At 56.3% G+C, this 26,652-nt stretch carries 22 protein-coding genes and 4 pseudogenes; 9 read left to right on the forward strand and 17 right to left on the reverse strand.

Going from position 1 to position 26,652, the window contains the following annotated elements:
- The 14 genes from BN77_RS34505 to BN77_RS28730 form a co-directional block, all read right to left on the reverse strand.
- Nucleotides 1-377: Mu transposase domain-containing protein (locus BN77_RS34505; protein ID WP_425280267.1), on the reverse strand; the 377-nt coding region annotated here is incomplete at its 3' end.
- Nucleotides 378-633: 256 nt separating this feature from the next.
- Nucleotides 634-1,836 carry an FAD-dependent oxidoreductase gene (locus BN77_RS28670; protein ID WP_007538878.1) on the reverse strand — a complete coding sequence of 401 codons (1,203 nt, stop codon included), beginning with the start codon at nucleotides 1,834-1,836 and terminating at the stop codon, nucleotides 634-636.
- A gap of 3 nt (nucleotides 1,837-1,839) precedes the next feature.
- Complete coding sequence (locus BN77_RS28675) at nucleotides 1,840-2,316, reverse strand: RidA family protein (RefSeq protein ID WP_007538879.1); 477 nt, start codon at nucleotides 2,314-2,316, stop codon at nucleotides 1,840-1,842.
- A gap of 1 nt (nucleotide 2,317) precedes the next feature.
- Nucleotides 2,318-3,052: a gamma-glutamyl-gamma-aminobutyrate hydrolase family protein gene (locus BN77_RS28680; RefSeq protein ID WP_007538887.1), complete on the reverse strand. Its 735-nt coding sequence runs from the start codon at nucleotides 3,050-3,052 to the stop codon at nucleotides 2,318-2,320.
- Nucleotides 3,053-3,335: 283 nt separating this feature from the next.
- Nucleotides 3,336-4,124 carry a putative hydro-lyase gene (locus BN77_RS28685; RefSeq protein WP_007538892.1) on the reverse strand — a complete coding sequence of 263 codons (789 nt, stop codon included), beginning with the start codon at nucleotides 4,122-4,124 and terminating at the stop codon, nucleotides 3,336-3,338.
- 109 nt (nucleotides 4,125-4,233) lie between these two features.
- Complete coding sequence (locus BN77_RS28690; protein ID WP_007538904.1) at nucleotides 4,234-5,235, reverse strand: 4-hydroxyproline epimerase; 1,002 nt, start codon at nucleotides 5,233-5,235, stop codon at nucleotides 4,234-4,236.
- Nucleotides 5,207-6,496, reverse strand: a complete 1,290-nt coding sequence (locus BN77_RS28695) for an NAD(P)/FAD-dependent oxidoreductase (RefSeq protein ID WP_040679062.1) — start codon at nucleotides 6,494-6,496, stop codon at nucleotides 5,207-5,209. The genes BN77_RS28690 and BN77_RS28695 overlap by 29 nt, the downstream gene beginning before the upstream one ends.
- 249 nt (nucleotides 6,497-6,745) lie before the next feature.
- Nucleotides 6,746-7,603, reverse strand: coding sequence for an ABC transporter permease (locus BN77_RS28700; RefSeq protein ID WP_007538923.1), 858 nt, complete (start codon nucleotides 7,601-7,603; stop codon nucleotides 6,746-6,748).
- A 12-nt stretch (nucleotides 7,604-7,615) separates the two neighbouring features.
- Nucleotides 7,616-8,560, reverse strand: a complete 945-nt coding sequence (locus BN77_RS28705) for an ABC transporter permease (protein WP_007538925.1) — start codon at nucleotides 8,558-8,560, stop codon at nucleotides 7,616-7,618.
- A gap of 31 nt (nucleotides 8,561-8,591) precedes the next feature.
- Nucleotides 8,592-10,193, reverse strand: a complete 1,602-nt coding sequence (locus BN77_RS28710) for an ABC transporter substrate-binding protein (RefSeq protein ID WP_007538927.1) — start codon at nucleotides 10,191-10,193, stop codon at nucleotides 8,592-8,594.
- Nucleotides 10,194-10,231: 38 nt separating this feature from the next.
- Nucleotides 10,232-12,097 carry an ABC transporter ATP-binding protein gene (locus BN77_RS28715; RefSeq protein ID WP_040679064.1) on the reverse strand — a complete coding sequence of 622 codons (1,866 nt, stop codon included), beginning with the start codon at nucleotides 12,095-12,097 and terminating at the stop codon, nucleotides 10,232-10,234.
- Nucleotides 12,098-12,152: 55 nt separating this feature from the next.
- A complete protein-coding gene (locus BN77_RS28720) occupies nucleotides 12,153-13,214 on the reverse strand; it encodes a dipeptidase (protein ID WP_341872174.1) in 1,062 nt (353 codons plus the stop codon).
- Between the two features lie 212 nt (nucleotides 13,215-13,426).
- Nucleotides 13,427-15,028, reverse strand: coding sequence for an ABC transporter substrate-binding protein (locus tag BN77_RS28725; RefSeq protein WP_007538931.1), 1,602 nt, complete (start codon nucleotides 15,026-15,028; stop codon nucleotides 13,427-13,429).
- Between the two features lie 503 nt (nucleotides 15,029-15,531).
- Nucleotides 15,532-16,230, reverse strand: coding sequence for a GntR family transcriptional regulator (locus BN77_RS28730; protein ID WP_007538932.1), 699 nt, complete (start codon nucleotides 16,228-16,230; stop codon nucleotides 15,532-15,534).
- 175 nt (nucleotides 16,231-16,405) lie between these two features.
- On the opposite strand from BN77_RS28730, the gene BN77_RS28735 reads away from it, so the two are divergent.
- From BN77_RS28735 to BN77_RS33855, 5 genes and pseudogenes are all read left to right on the forward strand, one after another.
- Nucleotides 16,406-17,314, forward strand: coding sequence for a dihydrodipicolinate synthase family protein (locus BN77_RS28735; protein WP_040679065.1), 909 nt, complete (start codon nucleotides 16,406-16,408; stop codon nucleotides 17,312-17,314).
- Nucleotides 17,315-17,399: 85 nt separating this feature from the next.
- Nucleotides 17,400-18,466: pseudogene (locus BN77_RS28740) on the forward strand (aldehyde dehydrogenase family protein); the annotation flags it as partial.
- Between the two features lie 67 nt (nucleotides 18,467-18,533).
- On the forward strand, nucleotides 18,534-19,316 hold the full coding sequence (locus BN77_RS32860; RefSeq protein WP_007538935.1) for an IS630 family transposase: 783 nt from the start codon (nucleotides 18,534-18,536) through the stop codon (nucleotides 19,314-19,316).
- 56 nt (nucleotides 19,317-19,372) lie between these two features.
- Complete coding sequence (locus BN77_RS28750; RefSeq protein WP_007538938.1) at nucleotides 19,373-20,563, forward strand: IS481 family transposase; 1,191 nt, start codon at nucleotides 19,373-19,375, stop codon at nucleotides 20,561-20,563.
- 35 nt (nucleotides 20,564-20,598) lie between these two features.
- Nucleotides 20,599-20,790: pseudogene (locus BN77_RS33855) on the forward strand (transposase); the annotation flags it as partial.
- On the opposite strand, the gene BN77_RS33860 reads toward BN77_RS33855, so the two are convergent.
- Nucleotides 20,762-21,127, reverse strand: a complete 366-nt coding sequence (locus tag BN77_RS33860) for a hypothetical protein (protein ID WP_157224559.1) — start codon at nucleotides 21,125-21,127, stop codon at nucleotides 20,762-20,764. The pseudogene BN77_RS33855 and the gene BN77_RS33860 overlap by 29 nt on opposite strands.
- 329 nt (nucleotides 21,128-21,456) lie before the next feature.
- Between BN77_RS33860 and BN77_RS28760 the strand changes: the two are divergent.
- Nucleotides 21,457-22,316: pseudogene (locus BN77_RS28760) on the forward strand (DMT family transporter); the annotation flags it as partial.
- 423 nt (nucleotides 22,317-22,739) lie between these two features.
- Here the strand turns inward: BN77_RS28760 and BN77_RS28765 are convergent.
- The gene (locus BN77_RS28765; RefSeq protein WP_040679066.1) at nucleotides 22,740-23,585 is read right to left on the reverse strand and encodes a LysR family transcriptional regulator; all 846 of its coding nucleotides are present in this window, start codon (nucleotides 23,583-23,585) and stop codon (nucleotides 22,740-22,742) included.
- Nucleotides 23,586-23,685: 100 nt separating this feature from the next.
- Here BN77_RS28765 and BN77_RS28770 point away from each other — a divergent pair, with 100 nt between their 5' ends.
- The 3 genes from BN77_RS28770 to proB all read left to right on the forward strand — a co-directional run bounded on the left by BN77_RS28770 (nucleotide 23,686) and on the right by proB (nucleotide 26,239).
- A complete protein-coding gene (locus BN77_RS28770) occupies nucleotides 23,686-24,840 on the forward strand; it encodes a M20 family metallopeptidase (RefSeq protein ID WP_007538946.1) in 1,155 nt (384 codons plus the stop codon).
- 189 nt (nucleotides 24,841-25,029) lie between these two features.
- Entirely contained in the window at nucleotides 25,030-25,116 is an 87-nt protein-coding gene (locus BN77_RS36045; RefSeq protein ID WP_425280269.1) for a Mu transposase domain-containing protein, read from the forward strand.
- 253 nt (nucleotides 25,117-25,369) lie between these two features.
- On the forward strand, nucleotides 25,370-26,239 hold the full coding sequence (gene proB / locus BN77_RS28780) for a glutamate 5-kinase (protein WP_244426280.1): 870 nt from the start codon (nucleotides 25,370-25,372) through the stop codon (nucleotides 26,237-26,239).
- A gap of 241 nt (nucleotides 26,240-26,480) precedes the next feature.
- Here the strand turns inward: proB and BN77_RS33865 are convergent.
- Nucleotides 26,481-26,652: pseudogene (locus tag BN77_RS33865) on the reverse strand (IS3 family transposase); the annotation flags it as partial.

Raw genomic sequence — 26,652 nt, forward strand, 5'->3', positions numbered from 1 at the left:
ATCTGGGCAGTTTGCTGGCTATTGCGTTTTGGCCCGAAACCGCATTTTCCACGACTGTGGAAAACTGACGATGCTGCGGTTTGCCGTATTGCGTTGAAGCGAACCGATTGCATATTCCGATGAAGCCGGCCAGTCATTCCGATCTCATTCCGGCCACCATTCCGATTTGAAGCCGGCCATTTTTCGGACTGATCCTGGGTCTGATGGACGGCGACGCGCTTGCCGCGGCGGAAGATCTCGATGGTGCGTGCCGTCGCCCTCAGATCGACCTGCTGGCGAATGAGACTGTGCGGCAAGGAATAGAGGAAGGTTTTGAACTCGACGTGGTAATCCGTCGAAACGGGCCAGAGGCCACTCGGCGAACTCGTAGTCTTCACTCGGAAGGCTTGCGAGCGCGGCACGTTCGACACTCTCAAACAGTTGCCGGCGACTGACGCCCAGCCGACGCATGACGTGGTCGTTGATGCGATCGAGTGCCTGGCTCATAGCAATTCATACCAGCGCTCATTCCCTGGCACACATGAATAGGCTCGATGTCTCGCTATCGCCAGACGGGGTCTATGCACCGCTTACTTTGCTTGAGGCTCATCCGATCTTCCTTTGCTGTTCGGTCCAGTTGTTAAACGTTATTTTTTAGTTGATGATGGCAGCCAATCGCGCAGCAGTAGCCATGCACAGTGTCCAACCCAGTGATCCATGTCCGCAATTGAGGAACAAGCCGGCAACCTTGCTCGCCCCAACAATCGGCTGACTATTTGGTGTCATGGGCCTAAGGCCCGTCCAAGCATTGAGTTCTGCATTGTAGTCGCCAGCTTCCGGGAAAATGCGTCTGGCAGTTTCGAGAAGAGTTTGGAAACGATCCGGCCTGAAGTGGGCGCGCCTATTACCGATGTCGGCGAGGCCGGCAATCCGCAGTTTATCGCCAATTTTGCAGAAAACAACTTTGCGGGCGGTGTCGGTTATGCTCGACGAAGGAGCCATCCTCGTTGCAGGAACCGTCAATGAATAACCCTGCATGGGCCATATGGGAAGCCTGATGCCACTCGACTTGGCTATAGCCGCGCTCCAAACACCCAACGCCATTACCGCGCGCTCGCATTGAAACTCACCCGCGTTGGTGACAATCGCATTTAATTTCCCGTTCCGGGTCTTCAAGGAATTGATCTCGGTATCGAACCTGAACTTTACCCCGTAGTCTGATTGCAGCAGCCGGTGGAGGTTTTGGCAGAAGAGCCAAGAGTCGCCCGCTTCATCGAACGGCGACCACAAAGCTCCGACGAAGGCGTGGCCATAGCCGGCCAAGGCTGGTTCCCGTTCGATGGCTTCATTGGGTGTCAGAATTAGCTGCTCGGCCCCGTATTTATTTTTTAAACGGGTTAGAGCCTCGACATTCCGAAGCGCTTCAGGACTTGAATAGAGGTTGATCTTGCCAGTGCTGCGGTGATCGAAATCGACTTTCCGAGACAGATTAGTGAACCCACGACGGCTCTCCATCGCCAGTTTAAGCACTTCGATCGTGTTTCGCTCAAAACTGGCTTTGGATGCGTTGGCCAGGAACCTCAGGCTCCATGCCCAAAATTCCGGCGACAGTGTCGGAATCAACCGGAAAGCCGGATCTCTCCCAAGCAGATATTTCGGCAAGTTGGCAACGAGTGACGGCGAAGCCAATGCGTCGGTAAATGCGTAACTCAGTTGGGCGCCATTCCCAAAGCTCGCACCACGCTCGGCCGGTGCCGTTCCGACATCGATGACAGTAACCGCGTGACCTCTACAGGCCAGGGCATAGGCCGTCGTCATACCGACGACGCCCGCCCCCATCACGAAAACTTCGCGCATCGATCATACACCGTCTCGAAGACGGGCAACGACGCCGATTTCGACCGGTACACCACGTGGAAGTGACGCCGTGCCAATTGCGAAACGTGCATGCGTTCCGCGCTCGCCGAACACTGAGACAAAAAGATCGGAGGCACCGTTTATGACAAAGGGAATATCGATAAAGTCCGGCACGCAATTTACAAATCCGGATACCTTGACGATCTCAGCGACCTTTGAGAGATCCCCGCCCGTTGCTAGCGACAACTGACCCACAACATTGAGTGCGGCAAGCCTCGCAGCCTCGTAAGCATCCTCGCGCGACACCGCTTGCCCGACCTTTCCGAGATATTTGATCTCGCCATCGTCGAGGGGAAGCTGTCCCGATACATAAACCTGACCATAATCGACTTTGTATCCAAGAAGGTTGCCTGCGGGCTTCGAAAGACGCGGCAATGACAGACCAAGCACTTCAAGGCGCTCTTCGGGTGTTTGAGACATTTTATTTCCATGCTCTCTTTGAAGAATACTCGCTCGCCGCAGAAATAAACCCGCGCCAGACTACGCTGTCGATATTGCTCACCCCGTACTCGGGATGCCACTGGACGCCCATGGCAAAGCCGCCATCGCTCGATTCAATGGCTTCGATCACACCGTCATCTGCGGCAGCGATCGTGCGATAGGCTTCGGAAGGCAGGACCGCCTGATGATGCACGCTGTTAACGGGATAACGAGCTGCCTCGACCCCGATCAGATTACGAGATTGGCTGACGATACTGATCTCATGATGCGCGATTGTTGCCGCCTGCCCGGGCTTGTGCTCGAGAGCATTTGCAAGTTCGCTAGGAATATCCTGAACGAGTTGCCCCCCTAGGCAGACCGCCAACAACTGCATTCCGTTACAAATACCGAGTACTGGCATATGGCGCTGCAGAGCACCCTCGATCAAAGCCTTTTCAAATGCGGTGCGGGGCGGCTTCATTGCGTAAGCCTTTCGCGCCTGCTGGCGATAAAGCGCTGGATCGATATCGAACATGCCTCCAGTAATCAGGACCCCGTCAGCACTCTCGAGATAGGCGTCCACATCTGGGGCGTAGGGGAGGATGAATGGGATACCCCCCATCTGATACACCGCGTCCGCATAGTTTCGACGAAGTACATATTCGGTTTCAGGTGCGGCAACGTCGTTCATGTCGGGCGTGATCCCGATAGCGGGGCGGCGGGGCGTTTTGACCATAATAGCAGCCAGACGGTTTCGTGCCTGACTTCCTCCTTTTTCTGTGAGAGCGGCGCCACGACACCTGAGATCGTGGTTCGAGTAAATGTCGATCTAAGACTAGCTCAAGAGGAATTGAACACTTGGACCGCCAATTGTCAACCGTTTGTAGATTGGATCCAATTAAGATTTTTAAAAAGCGTCATAGGACCGTTCTGATGCACCATGAACCGAACGAGGGTTTCCCGACCCCGAATGCTGCGGGTCAAGGTTCGCCACTTCTTCTATCGATGCGTTTGAACCGTTATACTGAGAGCTTAATGTTCAGCATATCGGTCACAAGCATGTGCCCCGGCGCGTGGGTTATGCTTATTTCTGGCATGGCACCCGCAATGGCAGCCTGGGGAGTCACTCCACAGGCCCAGAAAACGGGGATTTCGCCAGGCCGGATTGTCACAGCATCTCCATAATCTGGATTGGCGATGTCGCTTATTCCGATAAACTCCGGATCGCCCAGGTGGATCGGAGCGCCGTGCACGGAAGGGAATCGCCCGGTGATTTGCACTGCTTTGATTGCGTCTTCCGGAAGCATGGGTCGCATCGATACCACGAGCGGGCCGGAGAACACGCCGGAAGGCGCCGTTTCTATTGACGAGCGAAACATCGGCACGTTGCGGCCCTCTTCGATATGTCGGACCGGCACGCCTGCTGCCAGCAAAGCTTCTTCAAATGAAAAGGAGCAGCCGATCGCGAACGTCACCAAGTCTTCGCGCCATACGCCGGTGACGTCCTGCGGTTCGTCAACCAGCACACCCTTTTCCCACACGCGGTAGCGCGGCACGTCCGTGCGAATGTCGAGATCCGCCCCGAGGCCGTTGATCGATGTCGAGCCCGGTTCTGAAACTCCCAGCAGAGGACACGGCTTTGGATTGCGTTGACAGAACAACAAAAAATCGTAAGCGAGATCGCGTGGCAAAATTGCGAGATTGGATTGTACGAAGCCCGCAGCGAGGTTAGCGGTCGGGCCCGACAAAACGCCTGTACGCGCCATAAGCCGTACTTGTCGCGCTGATGAGGGAGAGGTTGAGTTCATGATTCCTCCTGAATGCGACCTGTATGTTCTGGATTGGATGAGGCCAGCTGTCCTTGCTGCGGAAATGAGCCCGCAGCGCCTGATTGCTCTTTTTGAGCGGCAATTTGTGTCAGGTGATCTGGAATCCGTGCGCAAGCGGGTCGCAATTCGAAACGAAAATCGTGTTATGACCGATTACGCGTGCCCAGCCAGCCACACTGGGCTTGATCGCCTTCTTACCACCGACCTGAGTTTCTTCCTCGACCCTGCAGTCAAACGTTGTTCCGATAATGCTCTCGTGCACGAACGTGTCCCCGATGTTCATTCGGCCGCGCGCCACAAGCTGCGCCATGCGAGCCGACGAACCCGTCCCACATGGGGAGCGATCAATGGCTTTGTCACCGTAAAAGACCGCATTGCGAGCATGCGCACCCTCCAGGCGTGGCTTGTCCGTCCACATCACGTGGCTGACGCCGCGGATACGACTATTCTCGGGATGAACAGGCGCGAGCTTTGCTTCCGCAGCAGTTCGGACGAGGGGGCTCAGGCGAAGAATGTCGGTCGCGCTCATCCCATCCAGGCCCGGCCAATTCACTTGCGGCTCGACGATTGCGTAGTAGTTCCCCCCATAAGATAGATCTATTTTGATCGACCCTAGGCCCGGAACGTCGAGATCGACGTCCTGAGCATGAAGATAGCTTGCGACGTTGAATAGGCGCACGTGCTCGACGTATTCACAACTGCGGACGTACTCGACCTCGATTTTGCCCGCCGGTGCTTCAAGCGAGAGTTTCCCTTCATGTCTTGGAACGACCAGACCCTCTTCGATCGCCGCGGTCACAGTGCCAATCGTGCCATGGCCACACATTGGCAAACAGCCGCTGACTTCGATAAAGAGTATTCCGACGTCGCAGTCGTCCCGCGACGAGGGGTAAAGAATTGCTCCGGACATCCCATCGTGGCCGCGGGGCTCGAACATGAGCGCTCTACGTACCCAGTCGTAGTCGCGCAGAAAGATTTCTCGCTTCTCGGCCATAGGCACGTTTGGCAAAAGAGGTCCCCCGCCGACGACGATACGCACCGGGTTTCCGCAGGTGTGAGCATCAATGCAGAAAAAGGTCTGGCGAGTCATTTCGTTTTCCTTTCCTGACAGAAAAACGTGTGGCGGAAAATGGCGAAAGATCAAGGCCCGGGGCCCGATCAAAAAGAAGGTCACCGACGATTTTGCCGGTTGATGGTCCCTGGGTCAGCCCCAAATGCCCATGCCCGAATGCGTATATGATGTGCGGGCTAAGAGACGACCTGCCGATGACCGGCAGACTGTCCGGTGTGGCTGGTCGGTGGCCAGACCATTCAACCCCCCCCTCTTCATTAAGTCCCGGGAGATAACGCTTTGCAAGCTTCACCAGCGCTTTCGATCGCCTGAAGTTTGGTGGCGACTGTAAGCCACCGAACTCGGCCGCCCCCCCGATCCGCAATCCGACAGAAAGCGGAGTCGCCACAAATTTCCGATCCGCAAATATCACCTCACGTTCCAGCGTGACGCCAGGCGCGGCGATAGTGGTGTTATATCCTCGCTCACTCTCAAGAAGCATACGATCTCCGAGCTGTTCGGCAAGTTGTGCCGACCAGGCTCCGGCTGCGATGACAACTTTCGTGGCCGTCAGCGTCGTACCGCCATTCAGCGCAACCGCCGTCCCGTCGCTGGTCAAGAAAACCCGGTCTACCTGGCCCCGCAGGATTTTTGCACCGTTCGCCGCAAGCCACGTACGCAAGACATCCACGACTTTTTTTGGATCCGTGATATGCGACCATTGAGGCGTAAAAACTCCGCTCTTTACAATCGGGCCGAGAGCCGGTTCCATGTCTCTCACATCGCGTGCTGAGAGTTCCTGGACCTCAACTCCCAGGGCGCGCTTGGCATTCCATTCGTGCTTTTCTCTAAGAATGCCATCTTCCGTCTCGTATACGGTCAGTGCGCCCTTGCGGAACAGGTCGCCCGCAAGTCCGACCTTGTTGAAGAGTGGCACCAGGTCGTCATAGACCCGACTGTTTATCGAGGCCAGCGCCTCGGATATTCGCGCGACGTCCGATCCGGAACCAACGCGCGCGAAACTCCAAAGCCACGGCACCATATGAGGTGCATGCCCAATCCGCAGCGCCAGCGGGCCGAGAGGGTCCAACAGCCAGTACGGCACTTTCTTCCACAATCCGGGAACGGACGCGGGTAGAACTTCTGTTACGGCAATTCCCCCGGCATTGCCGTACGACGCTTTGTCACCTTCCGGATCTCGGTCAACGATCGTGACCGTTGCGCCACATTGTAGCGCCTCGAAGGCAACGCTCAGTCCGATTATTCCGGCACCTACGACAATGACGCTCATTCCAGTCATTTTTTTCTTTCGAGTTGGCTTCCTGTAATATCGTAGATTGGATCCCGCCAGTGAGAAACCCTTTAGCATGTATGTAACCGCTGCATGACCAGCGGAATTAATCACCAAACGTTGACCACGGCTTCAAAGATCAGCCCCTGCGATAGAAGTGCCTTTCGGCACCTCTTCCGCCAGACTTTGAATGCCATCCGCCAAGACCTCCGGCAGTCCAAAGCTCGCAATGACACTAGGTGGGTGGCCTGCGAAGCATTAGTCGGGCAGGGCAAAGCGAGGATCGAGCATGTCGCGCAGACCGTCGCCTATCAGGTTGATAGCGAGGACCACCATCGCTATCACAATGCTGGGATACACGATAAGATGCGGCGCAATCAGGACGAAGGTTCGCCCCTCGGCAACGATGTTTCCCCAACTAGGGTGTTCGGGCGGAACGCCAACACCCACGAAGCCGAGATACGCTTCGAAAAGAATGGCCAGGCCACCAATATATGTTGCCTGTACCGCGATCGGAGCCAACGCATTCGGCAGTATATATTTGAAGAGGATCCGTAGAGGCCCCGCGCCGTAGGATTGGGCCGCCTCAACAAAGGGTTGTTCTCGAAGTGTTAACGTCAAGCTCCTGACCAGACGCGCGACCACGGGCACTTCCGGAACCGCTAACGCTACGATGACCGTTAGGATCCCGCTACCGAAGATCGTCGCCAGGGCAATCGCAAGCAGGATCCCGGGTATCGCCATCATGCCATCCATGATCCTCATCAGGATATTTTCCGATGCTTGACCGGCTCCCGCTATCAGGCCCAATATCGTTCCCACTGTCGTCGCCAGAGCTGCTGTTCCCACTCCAATGGCGAGCGACACCTGACCGCCATAAAGTACCCGGGTGAAAATATCGCGCCCGAACATGTCGGTGCCAAGCATATGATCGTCACTCGGGGGCTTCAGCCTGAATTGCGGGTTCATCGCCAAAGGATCAGTGCTGTTGATGAGGGGAGCCAAGTATGTCGTCAACACCACCAACATCAAGAAAATGACGGCTATTCGCAGGGCTACCGGGAGGCGCGAAAGCTGTCGCAACTGCAAGGAACCTGTCATATCGGAAAATGTCATATTACCAGCTCCTTAGGTATATTTGATCCGCGGATCGATAAACAGGTAGGCCAAGTCGACAAGCAGGTTTATGACGACGTAGATCACCGCGCTAATCAATAGCACCCCCTGGATAACGGGAATGTCGATACGCTGTATGGCCTCGACGAGAAGCCGGCCGATCCCGGGTATTGCGAACACAGTCTCGGTTATCACCACACCGCCGAGCATCGAGGCGAAAGAGGTTCCTACAACGGTGACAAGAGGAACAGCAACCAGCCTGAGGCAGTGTCTTATGACTATCGAAGTTTCGCTGAGGCCCTTTGCCCGAGCTACCCGGACGAAATCCTGATTGAACACTTCAATGGCGCTCGCTCGCGTTATTCGACCAATCAGCGCCGTCTGAGCAAATCCCAACATGATCGCAGGCAGCAGTATGTGCCTCGTCATCACAAGAATGCCTTTGTCCATCCCGGCAAAGCCCTGGACTGGCATCCATCCGAGGCGTACGCCGAAGGTGAAGATCAAGAGGTATCCGATCAAGAAGGCGGGGATCGACATCCCTCCAACACAAAAGAGGAGGAAAACCCGATCCACAATGGTCCCTGGTCGCTGCGCCGCCAGCAGTCCCAGCGGCACAGCTAAGATCAATGCGACTAACGTCGCCGCGATCGCGAGAGTGATCGTCGGCTCGGCGCGCGCGAGAATGAGGTTCAGCACGGGCTGGCCCGAAAAAAGCGATGCGCCGAAATCGCCCTGCAACGTGTTCTTCAGCCAAAGGAAATAGCGAGAAACTACCGGAGCGTCGAGTTGAAGCCGCTCTCGAATGGCTTCGATTTGGGCGGGCGACGCATAGTCGCCCGCCAGTACAGCCGCCGGATCGCCCGGACTTAGATAGGTCAGCCCAAATACGACGGCTGTGACCACTCCGACCACCGGAATGACGGAGAGAACTCGGGTAATCAGGTATCTGATCATACTGGCCTCGTAAGCCCGAACGGGGATGTTGCTAGTTGCTCTTACGGTGCACGTTCCAGAAATACCAAACGGCTACATCGGCGTGGAAACCCTGGATTTCAGCCTTTCGGACGACAGGACTCGAGGACTCTCCAATCAGAACGAACGGAAGGTATTCCGAAGCACGCTTTTGCAGGTCGAACGCGACCGCCTTTTTTTCGGTGTTGCTGGTCGCGCTTGTGAATGCAGACCTCTGTTTTTCAATCTCCTCATCACATGGCCAACCGAACCACGCCTTGTCGCAACTTGCAGCAAGCATGAGATGAGTGATCGGCGATGAAGCGCCCAAAGTGTCCATGCTGGATATCATCAGGGACCAACCGCCATCCGAGACTGGAGCCTTCGACGTCCGTCGCGATGTCAACGTCGACCAATCCATCGATTGCAAATCGACCTGTGCACCGATCTTCCGCAACTGTTGCGCCAGATACAGTGCTGCAGCGTGATACGGAGCATAATCGGTCGGATCGAGGATTGCGATGGGCTTGCCATCATACCCCGCCTCGGCGAGTAGATGTTTTGCCTTGTCGTGGTCGGCTGGGCCCCTGTGGCCGGAGTACGCCGCTTCGTCACCAAACGGGCTGCCGCAGGCGAGGAACGCATAGCATTCCCGCCACAATTTCGGATCGCCAGCCACCAACGGACCGACCTCCTTTTGGTCGATAAGATAGGTAAGCGCTTCTCGTGCCTTGACGTTGTCGAACGGAGGATTTGAGAAGTTCGGACGGATGTTGGTCGAATACCAAACACCGTTTTCCACCACGAACTTAGCGTCGTTTCTCATGGCAATGGCATTATCCGTCGGCGGAGCCAGCCAAATATCGTATTGGTCCGTCAACATTGCCGCCATGGCGGTGTTGGGATCGGGGATGTAAGACATCTCGATCTGGTCGAAGACCGCATCTTTCTTGCCAGCAAGATAGCTCGGAGGGTCGTTCCTCGGCACGTAATATGGGTTTTTGGTGTAGACGCGAGTTTGGCCCGGTTTCCAAGTGGAAAGGTCGAACATATAGGGTCCAGAACCGGTGCCATCAGTCAGCGATTCCGTGGCCGGAATGGCGGCGACACGCTTTGGCATGATGAATGCTGGATTTCCGGTCACGCCAGCAAGCGCCGCCGGAACATCGAACGGCTTTGTCAGCTCGATGCGGAATGTCAGTTCATCGACCTTACTTATACCTTTGAGCCGTTCAGCCAACATCACCCCGATTTGGTCCTTGGTCGACCAACGCTTTAATGATGCGATCACGTCATCCGCCGTGATAAGGCTGCCGTCGGAAAACTTCAGCTTGTCCCGAAGGGTAATGGTGTAGATCTTCTTGTCGTCGCTGACATCGACTTTGTCAGCGAGCGACGGATGGGCGACGCCATGCTCGTCGAACTCAAACAGTTTGTCGTAGATCAGCGCGGCATGCACTTGCGTAAGTGTTGCTGTTGTGACCATGGGATCGACGGTTTTAAGATCGGCGTCCGAAATAACTCGGAGCGTATCCGCCATCGCCCCGCCGGCGAAAAGCGTTCCGACGACCAGTGGGGCAAGAATTGTAGTTTTGGCGAGACGTGAAAGCATTCTACGGTTCATTTTGATATTCATTTTCGGTTCCCCTTTGTTAAGAGTTGTTGCTTGGCCAGTCAGGCAAGAGCGACTGGCTCAATCTTGGTTTCCCACTCCGCCTCCCAGATCATGACGGCGTGGCCGGGCGAGACTTCTCGATACTGACGCACAAGTGGGACGTAGTCTGCAGACCGGATTGGGCTCTTAATCTCATCGTTTAAGACGGGACGTTTCTGCAGGCGCCGCGCCGGATCGGCGATCGGCACTGCCGCGAGCAGCCGCTTCGTGTAGGGATGCTGCGGATTCTGGAAAATGGCTTCGCGCGGGCCGATCTCGACAATCTCTCCGAGATACATCACCGCGACGCGGTGGCTGACGCGCTCTACCACAGCCATATCGTGCGAAATGAACAGATAGGCGAGCCCCATGCGGGCCTGAAGTTCCAGCATGAGATTGACGACTTGTGCCTTCACCGAGACATCGAGCGCAGAAACCGCCTCGTCCGCAACGATCAGCCGCGGTTCCAGCGCAAGCGCACGCGCGATGCAGATGCGCTGTCGCTGGCCGCCTGAAAACTCGTGTGGAAAGCGGTTGGCCATGTCGGGCAAGAGACCGACCCTTACCAGGAGATCGGCGACCTTGTCTCCTGCTTCCGAGCGACTGGTAATGCCATTGATCAGCAGGGGCTCGGCTATGGCCGTGCCGATTTTCATGCGTGGATTTAGCGACGCAAAGGGATCTTGGAAGATCATCTGCATGCGCTTGCGATGTTGCCGCAGCTCGCCGCGGCTAAGCTTGAGCAAATCATCGCCCTCGAGGAGCACCGAGCCCGAAGAAGGCTCGATCAGGCGCATCACACTGCGGCCAGTCGTCGATTTCCCGCAGCCGGATTCTCCGACCAAGGCCAAGGTCTCGCCGCTTTTGATACTGAACGAGACGTTCTCCACCGCATAGACTCGGCCCTTGACAGAGGACAACACGCCTGAGCGTATTTCGAACCGCTTGGTCAAGCCCGCCACTTCCAGCACAGGGCGCTCCGCCGCCTTGACCGTGTCAGGCATGTCCGCTGGTATGTCAGACTCGCCAGTTACTCGGTCGAAGACTGGGAATCGCATCGGCCGGGTGTGGCCCATCATGGAACCGAGCTTTGGAACTGCCGAGAGTAAGGATCGCGTATAGGGCTGAGTGGGACTATTGAAGATGTCCTCTGTCGCACCAGTTTCGATCGCTTTGCCGTTGTACATCACGACCGTTCGATCAGCGATCTCGGCGACCACCCCCATATCGTGAGTGATGAAAAGAACGGACATACCCTCTTCTTCCTGCAACTCCTTGATCAGTTCCAGGATCTGAGCCTGGATCGTGACGTCGAGCGCCGTGGTCGGTTCGTCAGCGATGAGGAGCTTCGGTTTGCATGCCAGCGCAATTGCGATCATCACGCGCTGCCGCATGCCGCCTGAGAACCGGTGTGGATATTCGTGAAAGCGAGATTTCGCCGCCGGAATCCGCACCTTGTCCAACAGTCGAATGCTCTCAGCCTCAGCCTCTGCACGAGACAGGCCGCGATGCAAGATCAGTGCTTCGGCGATCTGAAAGCCAATGGACAGCACCGGGGTCAGCGAAGTCATCGGCTCCTGGAAAATCATGGCGATATCGTTGCCGCGGATGCGGCGCATCTCGGCATTTGACAGGGTAAGGAGCTCCCTGCCCTCAAGTCTGATCGACCCTTCGACCCTGCTCAAACCTGGCGCGTTAAGCTGCATGATCGAGAGTGCAGTGACACTTTTACCTGAGCCAGATTCGCCCACCACGGCGACCGTCTCTCTAGGACCTATCTCGAACGACACACCGTCGACCACCGGTTTCCAACCCTCCCCCGTTCGGAAGGAGGCAACCAACTTCGAAACAGTAAGTACGGCATTGCTCGTTCGCTGCTTCGACATGGTGAGAAGCTCCGTTCCAGATTTGCAAGGCGCCTTCAACTCAAGAACCACTGCCTCACTCCCCCCACACGTCGCGGAAAACACGCAGCCAGTTTAATCCAAGTAGCTTGCGGACCTGGTCCTCATTATAGCCCCGGCGGAGAAGCCCCTGCGTCATTCCGAGGAGCATGTCAGGCGTCTCAATCTCAGGCGGATTATAGTGCGGCGGGCGCGGATAGGCCTCTGGGCTCCAGTCGCCAACACTGACATAGTGATCCCATTCCCCGATGACAGAATCGACATCAGAAAACGGGAGAGTTCCCCACCAATAATCGAGGCCCAGGCCAACGTGGTCGATTCCGACAAGCGACACGAAATGATCGATATGTGCGATCAAATCATCAAGCGAGGGCCGTGCTGCGCCGCCATTGGCCGGCACAACGAACTGAGGAACAGCGGTGACACCAACGAGACCGCCCGTGGCAGCCGCAGCTTTGGCTTGATCGTCCAGGATGTTTCTTCTGCTGGGAAACAGCCTGGCGGAATTCGAATGAGAGAAGACCGCAGGCCGCGTCGTCAACGACAAGGCGTCCATCGTGGTCTTGTAGCCAGTATGGCTGCAATCGACCACTATCCTATTTTCGTTCAGCCTTCGGACAAGTTTCTTGCCGAAGCTGCTAAGCCCCTCGTCAAGGTCTTCCTCACATCCGCTGCCAACATAATCTCGTCTGTTGTAGGTCAGTTGCACCATGCGCAAGCCGAGCGCTTGAAACGCTTCAACAAGATCGAGGTCGGTCTGAAACGGTCCCGTCCCCTGGAAATGAAACAGGATTCCCATTTGGCCGGCGCGTTTTGCAGTCTCGATGTCCGAAGCCGTTTGAATAATTTTCAAGTCTTTCCTTGCCCGGACGAACCGTAGCCAACTCCCCATGCCGTGCAGCGCATGTGCAGGAGAGTCAGTTCCTGCGGATATCGTAGGAGCCACACAGGTCACTCCGCCCGCGCTATAGGAATCCACGTATTTCTTCCTATCGAGAAGCGGCGCAACCGCGTCAATTACGATTGCGTCTCGGTGAATTCTTTCAGCGTCCACAGCGCTTCTCCCATTCATGACGTTTATCCTTATCATTGTCCTCATCCAATCACCTGGATCCAGGATTGTCAATATTTTGTAGATTGGATCCAATTAGAAAGCCCGGGCGATACGTGCGCTATAGCGAACGATGGGCCTGTTGCAAAAGTCGCGGTTGATCCAGAGCCGCTCCCGCATCGTTGGCCCGGTTCCTTCGGCCAATGCCGCTCTTCCCGACCGACGTCGAGACGAGCGGCTCAGAAGCGCAAGATAGTGGGCTACATGCCCTTTCGCGTGATGTTCCAGAAATACAGTCTAGGAGCCGCTGCGTTGAAACCTTCGATATCCGATCGGTGAACACGGGCGTAATTGGATTCGCCAGTCAATATAAACGGCAAATATTCTGACGCGCGCTTTTGCAGCTTATACGCTACCTCTTTGCGCTGGTCGTCGTCTTTAGCCCCGATAAAGGCGGCCCGCAGTTGTTCAATTTCCGCATCGCATGGCCAGCCAAACCATGCATTCTCGCAGTTGGAGGCCAGTTGAAGATGCCGCAACGGTGACGTGGCGGCTTCCCCCTCCATGATTGAGCTAAAAAGATTCCACCCGCCTTCCGATGCTGGCTTCTTCGAGATTCGACGTGACGCTAACGTCGACCAATCCATTGATTGCACGTCTACGTTTGCGCCGATCTTTCGAAGTTGGGCCGCGACGTAGAGCATTTGCGCATGATCATACGCCGCATCCGTCGGGTCGAGAATTACGATTGGTTCTCCCTTGTAGCCGCTTTCTTGCAGCAGCGTTTTCGCCTTGTCATAGTCGGCAACGCCCCGATGACCCGTATAAGCGCCTTCGTCTCCGTATTTGCTGCCGCACTTCAGATACGCGTAGCATGTGCGCCAGAATTGCGGATCGCCTACGGAAAGGAGATTAATCTCGCTTTGGTCTATCAGGTAGGCAAGTGCCTGACGGGCTTTGACATTGTTGAAGGGCGGAACGAGATAATTTGGGCGGATGTTTCCTTGTGCAGGCGTTCCCTTGTCAACAACCAGGTCTGGCTTACCTCGGAGCGCCACTACACTGTCCATGGGAGGCGCTGACCAGATATCGAATTTACCGGTTAACATCCCCGCCAGAGCGGTATTAGGATCTGGAACGTAAGATATCTCAATTTTATCGAACATCGCCACTTTTCGACCGGAATAATAGCTGGGAGGTTCCTTTCTTGGGACATAGAATGGATTCTTGGTGTATTCGCGCGTTTGACCAGCCTGCCAAGTGGACAAGTCAAACATATATGGGCCAGAGCCGGTTGCGTCCGTTATCGCATCGGTTGGCGGGTTGGTCGCAACCCGCTTAGGCATAATGAAGGCCGGATTTCCGGTAATACCGGCCAATGCCTCGGGAACATCGAACGGCTCACTCATTTCAATGCGAAATGTCTGGTCATCGAGCTTGCTCATGTTCTTGAGCCTTGCTGCAAATAGCAGGCCAGTAACATCTCGCGAAGACCACCGCTTAAGCGATTGGATCACGTCGTCGGTCGTAAGTGGGCTTCCATCGGAAAATTTCAGACCTTTCCGGAGAGAAATTGTGAAGGATTTCAGGTTTGAGCTCGCTTCCACCTTTTCGGCGAGTTCAGGTTGAGGCGAACCGCTCTCGTCCATTTCGAAGAGCTTGTCGTAGATCAGATACGCATGAACCTGGGTATCCCAGGATGTCGTGACCATGGGATCAGGTATCTTCATGTCGCCGTCTGCGATTACGCGAAGTGTATCAGCAGCGGCCGGACTGGCGACGTGAAGCCCAATAGCCAGGCAGGACAGCAATGTGGTGCGGGTCAGAACTGCTCTGACGCGGCCCTTAACATCGTATTTCATTTCGTTCCCCCCGTTTCGGATGTGATTAAACTCTACCGTCTGAACTCCAGACCCACTCCTCAATGGCCTCCAAGGTTGGATCCAATCTACAATCCAAAATGGCAAATGTCTAGGCGACATAGAAGCATTCTCGATCGGACGCCCATTTGCTGCCGCGCCCTCACCGGGGCTGAAGACGCGTCGTATCGCCAAGGGCTTACATCCGCGCACTGGTGAAGGTTGCCTGTCAGGAGAGGTTCTGGCGGACCGGCAGTCGATGCGCGTCGTGCTAGAGAAGCGGCGCCAACAAATATCAGGTTCGTTAAAGGGTCTGGCCTCACCGCCGCACTTGTAAGCAGCGGGGTGTCGCTGTATCAGGCGGTTTGCGAGCGCACGCCAATCGCTTGCCTGTGGGTGCCTGTCAAGGTTTCCTTCGACATGGGCGCGATCCGCACTTGCCCGGCCCGCGGTCGCGATCGCTGTAGGCGCGTTTGCTGCCCGATACCCCTATGGTAGATCTTTACCTAGGCTGCTGTGCCGCTCACTTTTCGAGTGCTGAGAGCGTCAAGAAGATTATGCCCGGCCCGGATGATATGCCCTCTCATGAACTCCACAACGCTCGGGTCTCGATTTCGGCACAACTTCAAAATCTGGCGATGTTCCTGCTCTGCCTCTTCGAAGGCAGACGTTAAAAGAAGCTGGAGTCGAATATAGCGATCCGTTTGGACGTTGATGCCTTGGATAAGCGCGAGGGTTTGAATGCGATCCGCCGCCACGTAGAGACTGCGATGAAATTCCCAATTCAGGGCGCCGACTCTTGCGATGTCGCGCTTGTGATAGGCGTCTTCGAGTAGCTCAAGGATTTGCTCGGAAAGAGCTAGGTGATGATCCGTCATTCGGCTGAGGGAATACGTCAGAATATCGCATTCCAGCATTGCGCGGAGCTCGAAGAGTTCCATGATTTGCTCTGATGGCAGCGTCGTTACGACCGCGCCTTTGTGAATTTTAGAGACGATGAGCCCGGCCGCCTCCAATTGCCGGAAGGCTTCGCGCACGGGCATCCGACTGCATTCATATTCGGTCGCAATTGCTTCCTGAACAAGCGGCTCACCCTCTTTGAACTCGCCGTTGAGTATTCTTTCCCGCAAAGAGTCAGCCAATGCCTCCGGCAAGCTCTGTCGTTTCAGGCGGTACTTTGAGCGCGGGTTCTTCTGTTCGAGCATCTCGTTCACTTGTTGGATCCAGATCCAAAAACGGTTGGCATTTCCTCGTCCTATACGGGGAACTGCAGCCTGTAATTCGCACACTAGCCTAAAAATATCCAACATTAAAGCTGGACACGACGTTTGACTTATGTAGATTGGATCCAATCGCAAGATGATGGAGAGGATTGATATCATGGCGAAATGGAAGGGTGTATTTCCAGCGGTAACGACGAAGTTGACAAAGGACGGCGAGATCGACCTGCAAGCGACAAAAAACAGCATCGACCGCCTCATAAAGGCCGGCGTGTCTGGCGTTATCGTTCTCCCAATGCTTGGGGAAAACGCCTCAATGTCGATAAGTGATCGCGAACAGATTATTCGCGGGGCAGTCGAGGTCGTGGCCGGCCGGGTTCCCGTGCTCTCCGGCCTTGCTGAGGTGACACTCGAAAGTGCCAAGGCCAATGCCAAGCTTTATGAGTCCTTTGGCGCTCAGGGCCTGATGGTCTTTCCCAGCCTTGGCTACAAGACAGACGTTCGTGAAACGGCCTCCTGGTATAAGAATATCGCGGGTGCCTCTTCTCTCCCGATCATGATCTATAACAATCCCATTGCTTACGGTGTCGACTGCACAGTCGAGGTGCTCAAGCACTTCGTCGACACGCCGGAGATTGTTTGCGTCAAGGAGGAGAGCGGCGACATTCGGCGAGTGACCGACCTGTATGTCGAATTTGGCGATCGCTTCAGCGTTTTCTGCGGGGTCGACGATCTGATCGTCGAAAGCTCAGCCCTTGGGGTAACCGGCTGGGTGTCGGGCATGACCAACGTCTGGCCGACGGAGTGCGTGGAACTCTTCAACCTTTGCGCCCAAAACAAGTATGCGGAAGCCCGTGAACTGTACCAGGTTCTGACGCCGTCATTTCACCTCGACACGCATGTCAAGCTCGTCCAGTACATAAAGCTCGGCGAACACCTCGTTTACGGAGCGCCGGAATGGACTCGAGCTCCCCGCCTGCCGCTTATCGGCGACGAGCGGGAGTTCGTGGTTTCCACCGTGAAGAAGGCCATCGACGCGCTCGCAAAGCGCGGCAAGAAGGCTGCGTGATCCTGTGATCTTAAGCGCCGGCCGCGAGATTCGCGGCTGGCCTCGATGTATGCGACAATAAATTGCCAGATTGTCTGGAGGGCGTATGATTACCGGCGAACTTCTGATCGGCGGGACCACGCGCCGTGGCTCCAACGGCGAGATCTGGGCTATCGAAGCTGTATCGGGACGACGCCTCGAGCCGAGCTTTGGCGGTGCCTCGCTCAAAGACCTGGAACAGGCATGCTTGCTCGCGAACCAAGCGTTCGACACGTTTCGTGCGACCTCGCTTGATCGGCGCGCAGTTTTCCTTGGGACGATTGCAGATAACATTCTGGCTCTTGGCGATGATCTTATTGACCGCTGTGTTGCAGAGACGGGCCTACCACGCCCTCGCGTCGAAGGTGAGCGCAACCGTACCGTCGGTCAGCTCCACCTATTCGCGTCGATAGTGCGTGAGGGGACCTTTCTCGACATTCGCATCGACAAAGCACTGCCTTCTCGTCCGGATCTGCGTCTCAGCAACATCGGCGTCGGACCGGTCGGCGTATTCGGTGCCTCAAACTTTCTCCTTGCCTTCTCCGTCGCAGGCGGCGACACGGCTTCTGCCCTTGCAGCGGGTTGTCCGATAGTCGTTAAGGCGCATTCGGCGCACCCCGGAACCTCGGAACTCGTCGGCCGCGCGGTCCAGTCGGCGGTCAGCGCCTGTGGGATGCCCGAAGGCACCTTCTCGCTCATCTTCGATTCGACGCGGGCGGTCTCGCAGGCGCTCGTCGCCAACTCTTACATCAAGGCGATTGGCTTCACCGGGTCCCGCAGCGCAGGGGTGGCGTTCATGCAGATCGCCGCTCGTCGTCCCGAACCGATTCCGGTTTACGCGGAGATGAGTCGATAAATCCGGTCCTTCTCTTCCCAAATGCTCTCTCCACTCGCGGCGCCGAAATAGGCAACCAACTCGTTACGGCCCTTACTCTGGGAACTGGTCAGTTTTGCACTAGCCCGGGGCTGATCCTGGCCGTCGATGGTGCCGGTTATCAATCTTTCGTTTTAGCAGCGCAGGAAGCGCTTTCCGCAACGGCTGCGGCGACAATGCTGACATCCAACATTCACAAGGCCTATTGCTCAGCTGTGGATCAGCTCGCGTCGCATCAATCCGTCACAAGCGTGTCGCAGCTTACGTGATTCAGGATTCCGTTTAGGCGTGAATCGTGATTCAGTTGGCCATGGAAGGGGGACGACCATGGGCAAGCCGCATCCAATAGAGTTGCGTGAGCGAGTGGTTGCGTTTGTGGAAGAAGGCAATAGTCATCGTGAAGCAGCCCGGCACTTCCGGGTTTCGCCGCGGTTCGTCAACAGTATGATGATCCTGCACCAATTGAAGGGCTCGGTCGCGCCGGGCAAGCAGGGTCATCCACCAGGCGGCGGTAAATTAATGCCGCATAGCGATTGGATTGCCGCGCGTGTTGCCAGCAATGGCTACGTGACGCTGGACGAGTTGCGTGTCGAACTGACCGAACGCGGTGTGATGGTCCATCGCGCCACTATCGGTCGGTTTCTCCAACGGCTTGGGCTAAGCAATAAAAAAAGCCTGATGGCCAGCGAACAACTGCGGCCGGAGATCGCACGCGCCCGTGACCTGTGGATCACGCCGCGGCGGCGCTTCTTTAACAAAGCATTGGCCCGGCTCATCTTTATCGACGAGACGTCGACAAATACCAAGCTGACCAAGCGCACCGGATGGTGCGTCAAAGGCCAGCGCTATCGAACCCATGCGCCATTCGGCAAATGGAGAACCCAGACCTTCATTGCCGGACTGCGGTGCCACGGCTTGACCGCGCCGTTTATCGTCGATGCACCGATGAACCGGCTGATCTTCGAAGCCTGGATCGTAACGCAGCTCGCTCCCACATTGTCGAAGGGCGATATCGTCATCCTCGACAATGTCGGCTTTCACAAGAGCGAGCGCCCCGCCCAACTGATCAAGCAACGAGGCGCATGGTTACTTGCCCGGCCTGAGAGATAGGTGACGTTTTGTACCGGAGACATGGGTAACACTTTTCGCTTTTGCGGGAGGTGTTGATGCCGTGGAGAGAGACTTCGGTCATGGACGAGCGTCTTCGATTTGTCGCCCGGTTGCTGGAGGGCGAAGGGATGAGCGAGGTTTGCCGGGAGTTCGGGATCTCGCGCAAGACCGGCTACAAGATCTTCAATCGCTACAAGGAGGACGGGCTGGAGGCCCTGACGGACCGGTCTCGGCGACCGGTGCGTTATGCCAACCAGTTGCCCGAGCCGGTCGAGGCGATGATCGTGCGATGCAAGAAGGACAAGCCGCACTGGGGCGCGCGCAAGATCCGCGAGCTCCTGGTCCGCCGTCTGGCCGGCGACGTGCGCATCCCGGCCAGAAGCACGGTGCACGCGGTGCTCGACCGGTACGGCCTTGTGAGCCAGGCCCGCAAGAGGAACCGGGCGAACAAGGCTGTGGGCACGACGCTCTCGACAGCCATCGGCCCCAACGATCTTTGGTGCGCCGACTTCAAGGGCGAGTTCAAGCTGGGCGACAGCAGATATTGTTACCCCCTGACGATCACCGACCAGGCTTCGCGCTATCTCCTGTGCTGCGAGGCCTTCGAGACGACCCGCGAACGCGGCGTCTTCGATGCCTTCCGGCGTGTCTTTGCCGAGCGTGGGCTGCCGCTTGCCATTCGTTCCGACAACGGCCTGCCGTTTGCCAGCCCGAACGGGCTCTACAATCTCTCGAAACTGTCGGTCTGGTGGCTCAGACTCGGCGTCGCCTTCGAACGCATTCGTCCCGGCCACCCGCAGGAGAATGGCCGCCATGAACGCATGCATCTGACGCTGAAGAAGGAAGCCACCCGTCCGCCGGGACGCAATATTCTCCAGCAGCAAATGCGCTTCGACGCGTTCGTCAGCGAATTCAACACCGAAAGACCGCATGAGGCCCTGTCGATGAAGGTCCCAGCCGACGTCTACAAGGCTTCGCCGCGACCCTATGAGGGGCTGCCCGAAATCAGCTATCCCTTCCACGACCGCGATGCCATCGTCACCAACTGCGGCCGTCTGTGCATCCATCGCAAGAAGATCAACATCTCAACCGTCATGGCCGGTCAGAGGCTCGGCCTCAAGGAGGTCGACGACGGTATTTGGCTCGTCAGCTTCATGCACTATGTTCTCGGATATATCGATCTGGAGCAGAGGACTTTGCAAACCATCGACAACCCGTTCGGCACGAGGTTGTCACCCATGTCTTAGGGACGATCTGTTACCTATGTCTCCGGGCTGGACAACTGTTCCTGCCAGCCTATTCCCCGGATTTGAACCCTATCGAGATTGCATTCTCCAAACTCAAGACCTTACTGCGAAAACGGGCTGCACGAAGCTTTGATGCAATAACAAAAGTATTGGGCGAGATTGTCGGTCTTTTCTCCATCGATGAATGCCTGAATTTCTTCAGGGCCGCAGGGTATGAGGCCGAATAGGTGCGACACGCTTACGACCGTCGCACGCGGAGGCGCCGGCGGTGAAAATCAGGGCCAGGCTGGCATTTTCGAAACCACAGCCGGAGCCTTCCTCTCCCATAAGCAACTTCAAGAGGAAGTCTTCGGTGCTTCGGCACTGATTGTTCGGTGTAACGATGCCAAAGAACTCCGTGACGTTGTCGAGCATCTCGAGGGCCAGTTGACCATCGCCATGCACATCGACCAAGGCGACAACGATTTGGCCCGTGATCTTATACCGCTTCTTGAGCGCAAGGCGGGACGGTTGATTGTCAATGGCTTCGGGACGGGCGTCGAGGTGAGCCATGCCATGGTTCATGGCGACCCGTTCCCCGCAACGTCGGACGTTCGCACCACCTCAGTCGGAAGTCTCGCAATTGAGCGGTTCCTGCGACCGGTGTGTTATCAGGCGCTCCCCCGCAGAACTTCTCCCTGCGCGATCAAGGATGGAAACGCGAGTGTTCCGCAACGGGTCGATCCGAAGCCCGAACCGAGGTGAACGGCCAACCCTACAAGCGTCGCTGATTTCCAAAATTTTGCGCAGCCGCCCCGTCCTGGAGCACACAGCTCTCAAGGATGTGCGGGTCAGGTAAAGACATATGAAGGCGACGCAGGCCCGGACTGCGCGCACCAGGTGGAAGATTCTCTATGAGGTGGAAGCTGCAGGGATACGGTTTTGCGTTGCTAGCGGTCGTGCTGTTTGCAACCCAGGACGGTTTGTCAAAACACCTCGCGACAAGCTATCCGCCAATCTTCATCACGATGATCCGCTATTGGGCATTTGCCGCATTTGTCTTGCTGCTCTCGCAAGATCGGATGCAGGAATTCGAAAAACAATCGTCACCAGACATCCCGTTCTTCAGACGATTCGAGGATTGTTGCTCATCGGCGAGATATTGCTCTTCGTCTTCTCACTCCCGCGGGTGGGGCTTGCCATGACGCAGACCATCTTCCAAGCGGCATCAATTCTCGTGACAGCTCTTTCAGCGCCCCTCCTCGGTGAGAGAGTTGAATGGCGCCGCTGGGCCGCCGTTGCCGCGGGAATGATCGGCGTGCTGGTAGTTCTCAGTCCGACCGAAGGCAGGTTCAGCGTATCCCTGCTTCTTCCCCTTACCAGCGCACTATTGTTTGCCATTTATAGTCTTGCGACGAGAGCTGTGAGCCATCAGGATTCTTCTTCAACGAGCCTCTTTTAAACGGCTATGGTCGGTGCGGTCGCCATCTCACTCGGCGGTCCGTTCTACTGGACCCCGGTCGCGTCGTCCGACTTGCCGTTTCTGGGTGGGCTGTGCATCTGCGGGGCGCTGAGCCACTACTGCCTTATCCGCGCTTCTGGAATCCTTGAGGCATCCGAAGTACAGCCGCTCACCTACTTTCAACTCATAGCCGGCACCGGAATTGCAGTCTGCATTTTCGGTGAACAAATCTCGTGGAATATGATTGTGGGCGCCGCGATTGTGGTAGCTGCTGGAGTCTTCATCATGGTGAGAACACATCGCTCTGGCAAGCTCGAGCATCTGAAGGAACCCACAACTCGGTACAGGCTGCGTAACCGGCCCCGTTCGAGCAAAACCTTGATATCGGGCAACAAGGGGTCAAAATCGACCTGAGGTGGGCCTGTCGCAGAGCTCGACCGCGGCCAATGGGAGCTCGGTCGTTCCAATCTTCCACAATTGCGATTTCGGCGAAAGTTTTCCGTCCCAACGGATGATGGAAACATTCGCTCCTCTTTGTCGTCAACAGTTGCCGATATGCCGGCAGGTATTCCTGCCATGTTGAAGGGCGGCAGATGGCGTCCCTCTTCCCGGCTCATCCCGGATCTCCAATTGTACGTCCGCATCCTTTGAAGATGGAGAAGGTCGACGGTTGGGACTCGACCAGACCCGCCCGCTGAGGCGCCCCTGCCCGATGACGGCAAACCTGCCCGGTCCTTACAATTTCGCAAGAGCGTTGGCCATCGTGCGGGCCAGAGCCTTCGTGGCGAGGCTCGGCTCCTTCTCCGCATACTTGATGCTCAGCGACGTCATCGGCAGGGCTGGTAGGACCATCTCGTCATCGATGATCCGCACCCCTTTCGTCGCGTCTCCTATTGTGACGACCGAAATTGCGAGTCCTGCGCGAACGACAGCAAGGACCCCTTCGAGGCTCGTACACGAGAACTTGCATTTCCACGGTAAACCACGCGCGTCGAGTGCCGATATTGCCGCTTTACGATAGGTACACCCGCCGTCAACGGCGCCAAGCGAAAAAACGCCATCTGACGGCGGCTCCCAGTCATGACCGGCGATCCACACCATTCTTTCTGAGCGTAGAATTTCGCCGCCGCTGCCGCTCGCCTCGCGAACCAAGGCGAGGTCCAGGTTGCGGTCGCGCAAGTCCCTAATATGGTTTGCGCCCAATCCAGCCTTCATTTCGACCGCTACTCCTGGTTTGCTTAACATGAAACCTCGCAAGGCTTCCGTAATAGGACCGAACAAATAGTAGTCGTCAGGAACGCCGATAACGACAGTGCCGCTAAGAACCTGTGGCTTGAATTTCTGCTCCATTTCATCAAGGGACTGCATCAAGCGTTCAGCATAAGGAATGAGATCGCGGCCATCGGTCGTGATTCTGCAGTTCCGCGTCGTCCGCTCGAACAACTGCTTGCCGAGGTGTCCCTCCAAACGTGCAATTTGATGGCTCACCGTCGATTGGGTGACGTTGAGCCGCGCGGCGGCGGCCGAGAAGCTCTGAGTATCGGATACGGTAAGAAAGCACCGGAGAAGAGATGTGTCCATCGCAGCCATTCATTGAGAACATCGATAAATCGATGAGATATTAGCGCTTCCTCTAAGTGATTAAAACCGCCATCTTTCGGCGGTACTGAAGGGGAGATCAATGACGACTGCCATCGCTCAAAAATCCGAAGTCGATGAAAGTTCCTTCGATCCTATCCGCTTTCTACAAAGGATCGTGGAGATCGACAGCTGTGATCCTCCAGGTGGAGAGCTCGAAATTGCGAAACTCGTTCACGACCAGCTTTTGGGGTTGGGAGTGGAATCGGAACTGGACGAATTCCTTCCTGGACGCGCGAACGTGCTTGGTAGAATTCGGGGCACCGGCGAAAAACCCGCTTTGGTGCTGTCGTCTCATATGGACACCGTTCCGATAGGAACCGTTCCCTGGCAGCGGCCGCCATTCTCGGCCGAGATTGCTCACGGTCGGCTTCATGGCCGCGGGTCATCAGACATGAAGAGCGCCCTTGCTGCCATGATTGCGGCGGCAGGGGCCCTCGCCCGAGAGCCGCGTACTCTAAAGGGGGACGTTATCTTGGCGTTCACGGCCGGCGAGAGCGCGAATCTTCTCGGGGCGCGGCGGTTCGTCGAGCGGGGACTGAAAAAGGAGATTGGCGCGTTTCTCTGCGGTGAGCCCAGCGACCTGGATATCGTGATCGTCGAAAAAGCTGCCCTGTGGCTTCGAGCGACTGCTACAGGGAGGCTTGGGCATGTGTCCGGTGATGCGGGCATCAACGCCATTGACGCGATCTGCGTATTCCTGGGTCGCCTGGGCGCCCTTAAGCTCGATTGCCCGCTACATCCGCTGCTCGACGATCCCACCATCCGCGTTGGCAGGATCGAGGGCGGCTCTGCGGTCAACCTTACGCCGGACAACTGCGTCGTCGACTTTGACGTCCGGCTGCCTCCCGACATCGATCACTGCGCTATCATCAAGCAGATCGAAGACATCACTCCTGAGCACGTCGCCATCAGCGTTCTGGATTTCAAACCGGCCGTGGAGAGCCTTCCGGAGGATAGCTTCGTTCAGTTGTGCAGCCAGGTTTGCGCCCGTCATCGGTCCGGCCACCCGAAGATTAAAGGCGTATCCTACTTCAGCGATGGGACCGTCCTGCTGGAAGGAATTTCGGTTCCGTTCGCCATTATCGGTCCGGGCGAGTTGGGTCTAAGCGGGCAGCCGGATGAGTCCGTGTCCATCGACAACGTGCTTAAAGCCGTCAAGATCTACGAAGACATCGTCGCGGCTTGGCTTTCGTGATTTGAAATATCTTGTCTACCACGTATTGACGCCACTTTTTCAGGCTTTGCAGGGCATTACGAGACCACCATCCTGCCAACCGTCTAAAATCGAAGAAGGACACAGCGTTATCATCGTTGAACGTGAATCCCGGCGTCAGCTCTTCGAGGAAAGCGAGCATGACGCGCTTGCCCCGCAACGCCATGGCTGATCGAAGTCGGCAAACTTGCATCCGACTATCATGTCGAGCTCGACAAGTGCTTCTATTCCGTTTCCCATCGTCTGACCGGGCGGTAGGTCGGATGTCCCCTTACAAGCCGGATCGTCGAGATCTTCCATCCTCACCAACACGGGGGCGACCTTTCTCAAGTGAAATTTACAAAATCTTTACGATCGCAATTCGCTCACAATGGTATGTTCTCCGCAAAGTTTGAGGACTAGGCCCGGCACAAACCGATGCTTGTCTACGCTTGGGCACCGTGCAGCAAGGAAGATCTGAGGTTATCAGTCGCAAGGCGCTCGAGAATTTCCCATTAGTGACACGAAAGAAATGTCGTCGTTTTTACTGCAACAAGACTCAATGCCAGCAATGACGAGCACGGTTCAATTGTCTTCGGCTCGTCGATTGGTCGTGAAGATTGGCTCCGCGTTGATTGCCGATCCAGAAACGGGAGATATACGCGACTCTTGGCTTGATACGCTGATAGACGATGTCGGCCGATTTTTCGCTCGCGGGCAGCAGGTGATCATCGTCACCTCCGGCGCAGTCGCGGTTGGATCACATCACATCGGCAAGTTGGACAGGTGTTTGCAAATTGGAGGGAAGCATGCGGCCGCCGCGATTGGTCAGGTTCACATCATGCGTGCCTATGAACAGAGTTTGGCACGACGTGGGTTCGGAGTGGGTCAGGTGTTATTGAGCAGCGAAGACATAGACGATCAGCATCGCCACCCCAATACGAAACGAACCCTGCGACAACTTCTTCAAATTGGCGCTGTACCGGTTGTCAACGAGAACGACACGACCGCAACGAGCGACATATGTGTTGGCGACAATGATCGGCTGGCGGCACGGGTCGCACAGATGGTAGGTGCCAACGTTCTCATTCTGCTTTCAAACGTAGATGGTCTCTTTACGGAGGATCCACACCGCAATCCGTTGGCCCGTCTGGTGACAGAGGTACGGTGCATCACACCCGAACTTGAGGCGATGGCCGCTCATTCCCCTGCTCGCCATAGTTCAGGCGGCATGATAACCAAGTTGATGGCAGCGAAAATCGCCATGGATGCGGGGTGCGAAATGGTCATTGCGAAAGGAACCAAATCTTACCCGCTCACAGCTATCGAGAGCGGCGGGCCTTCGACATGTTTTATTCCCCTCACCGAAGACAGGGATACGTGCGACGCAAGTGCCAACTGATGCTGCAGGCCTGGACGTAGGTCTGCTTGAGCTCGGCAAGCGGCGACTCGAGGACAGGCATCGCCCCGTGAGGTGGCACCAAGAACGAACCGTATGCGGCGTCTCCGCCCCATTGATTTTGCTGTAGCGGCGGTCCGGTCTAGCGCTTAGAGATGGTCCTATGAGCACGTCAGGGAGTCCCGGACGCATTGTGAGGCACTGATCCGTTGCGCATAGGCCCACGTGACCTTGCCCCCAAGTTTTATCCAATTTTGAGTTCGCTCCGGCGGTTTTGGGTTGCTGTATTCGGGGCGTTAGCGGCGGGTTGCGGTGCGGAGCCATTCCGGCTGCGCAGCACCGCATCACGTCGCGGGTTGATGGTCTGAGCGAACTCGGCAGGTGTCAGCCATCCGAGCCCGGAATGCGGTCGGTTA

It is taken from the genome of Rhizobium mesoamericanum STM3625, from assembly GCF_000312665.1.
Lineage (GTDB): Bacteria > Pseudomonadota > Alphaproteobacteria > Rhizobiales > Rhizobiaceae > Rhizobium > Rhizobium mesoamericanum.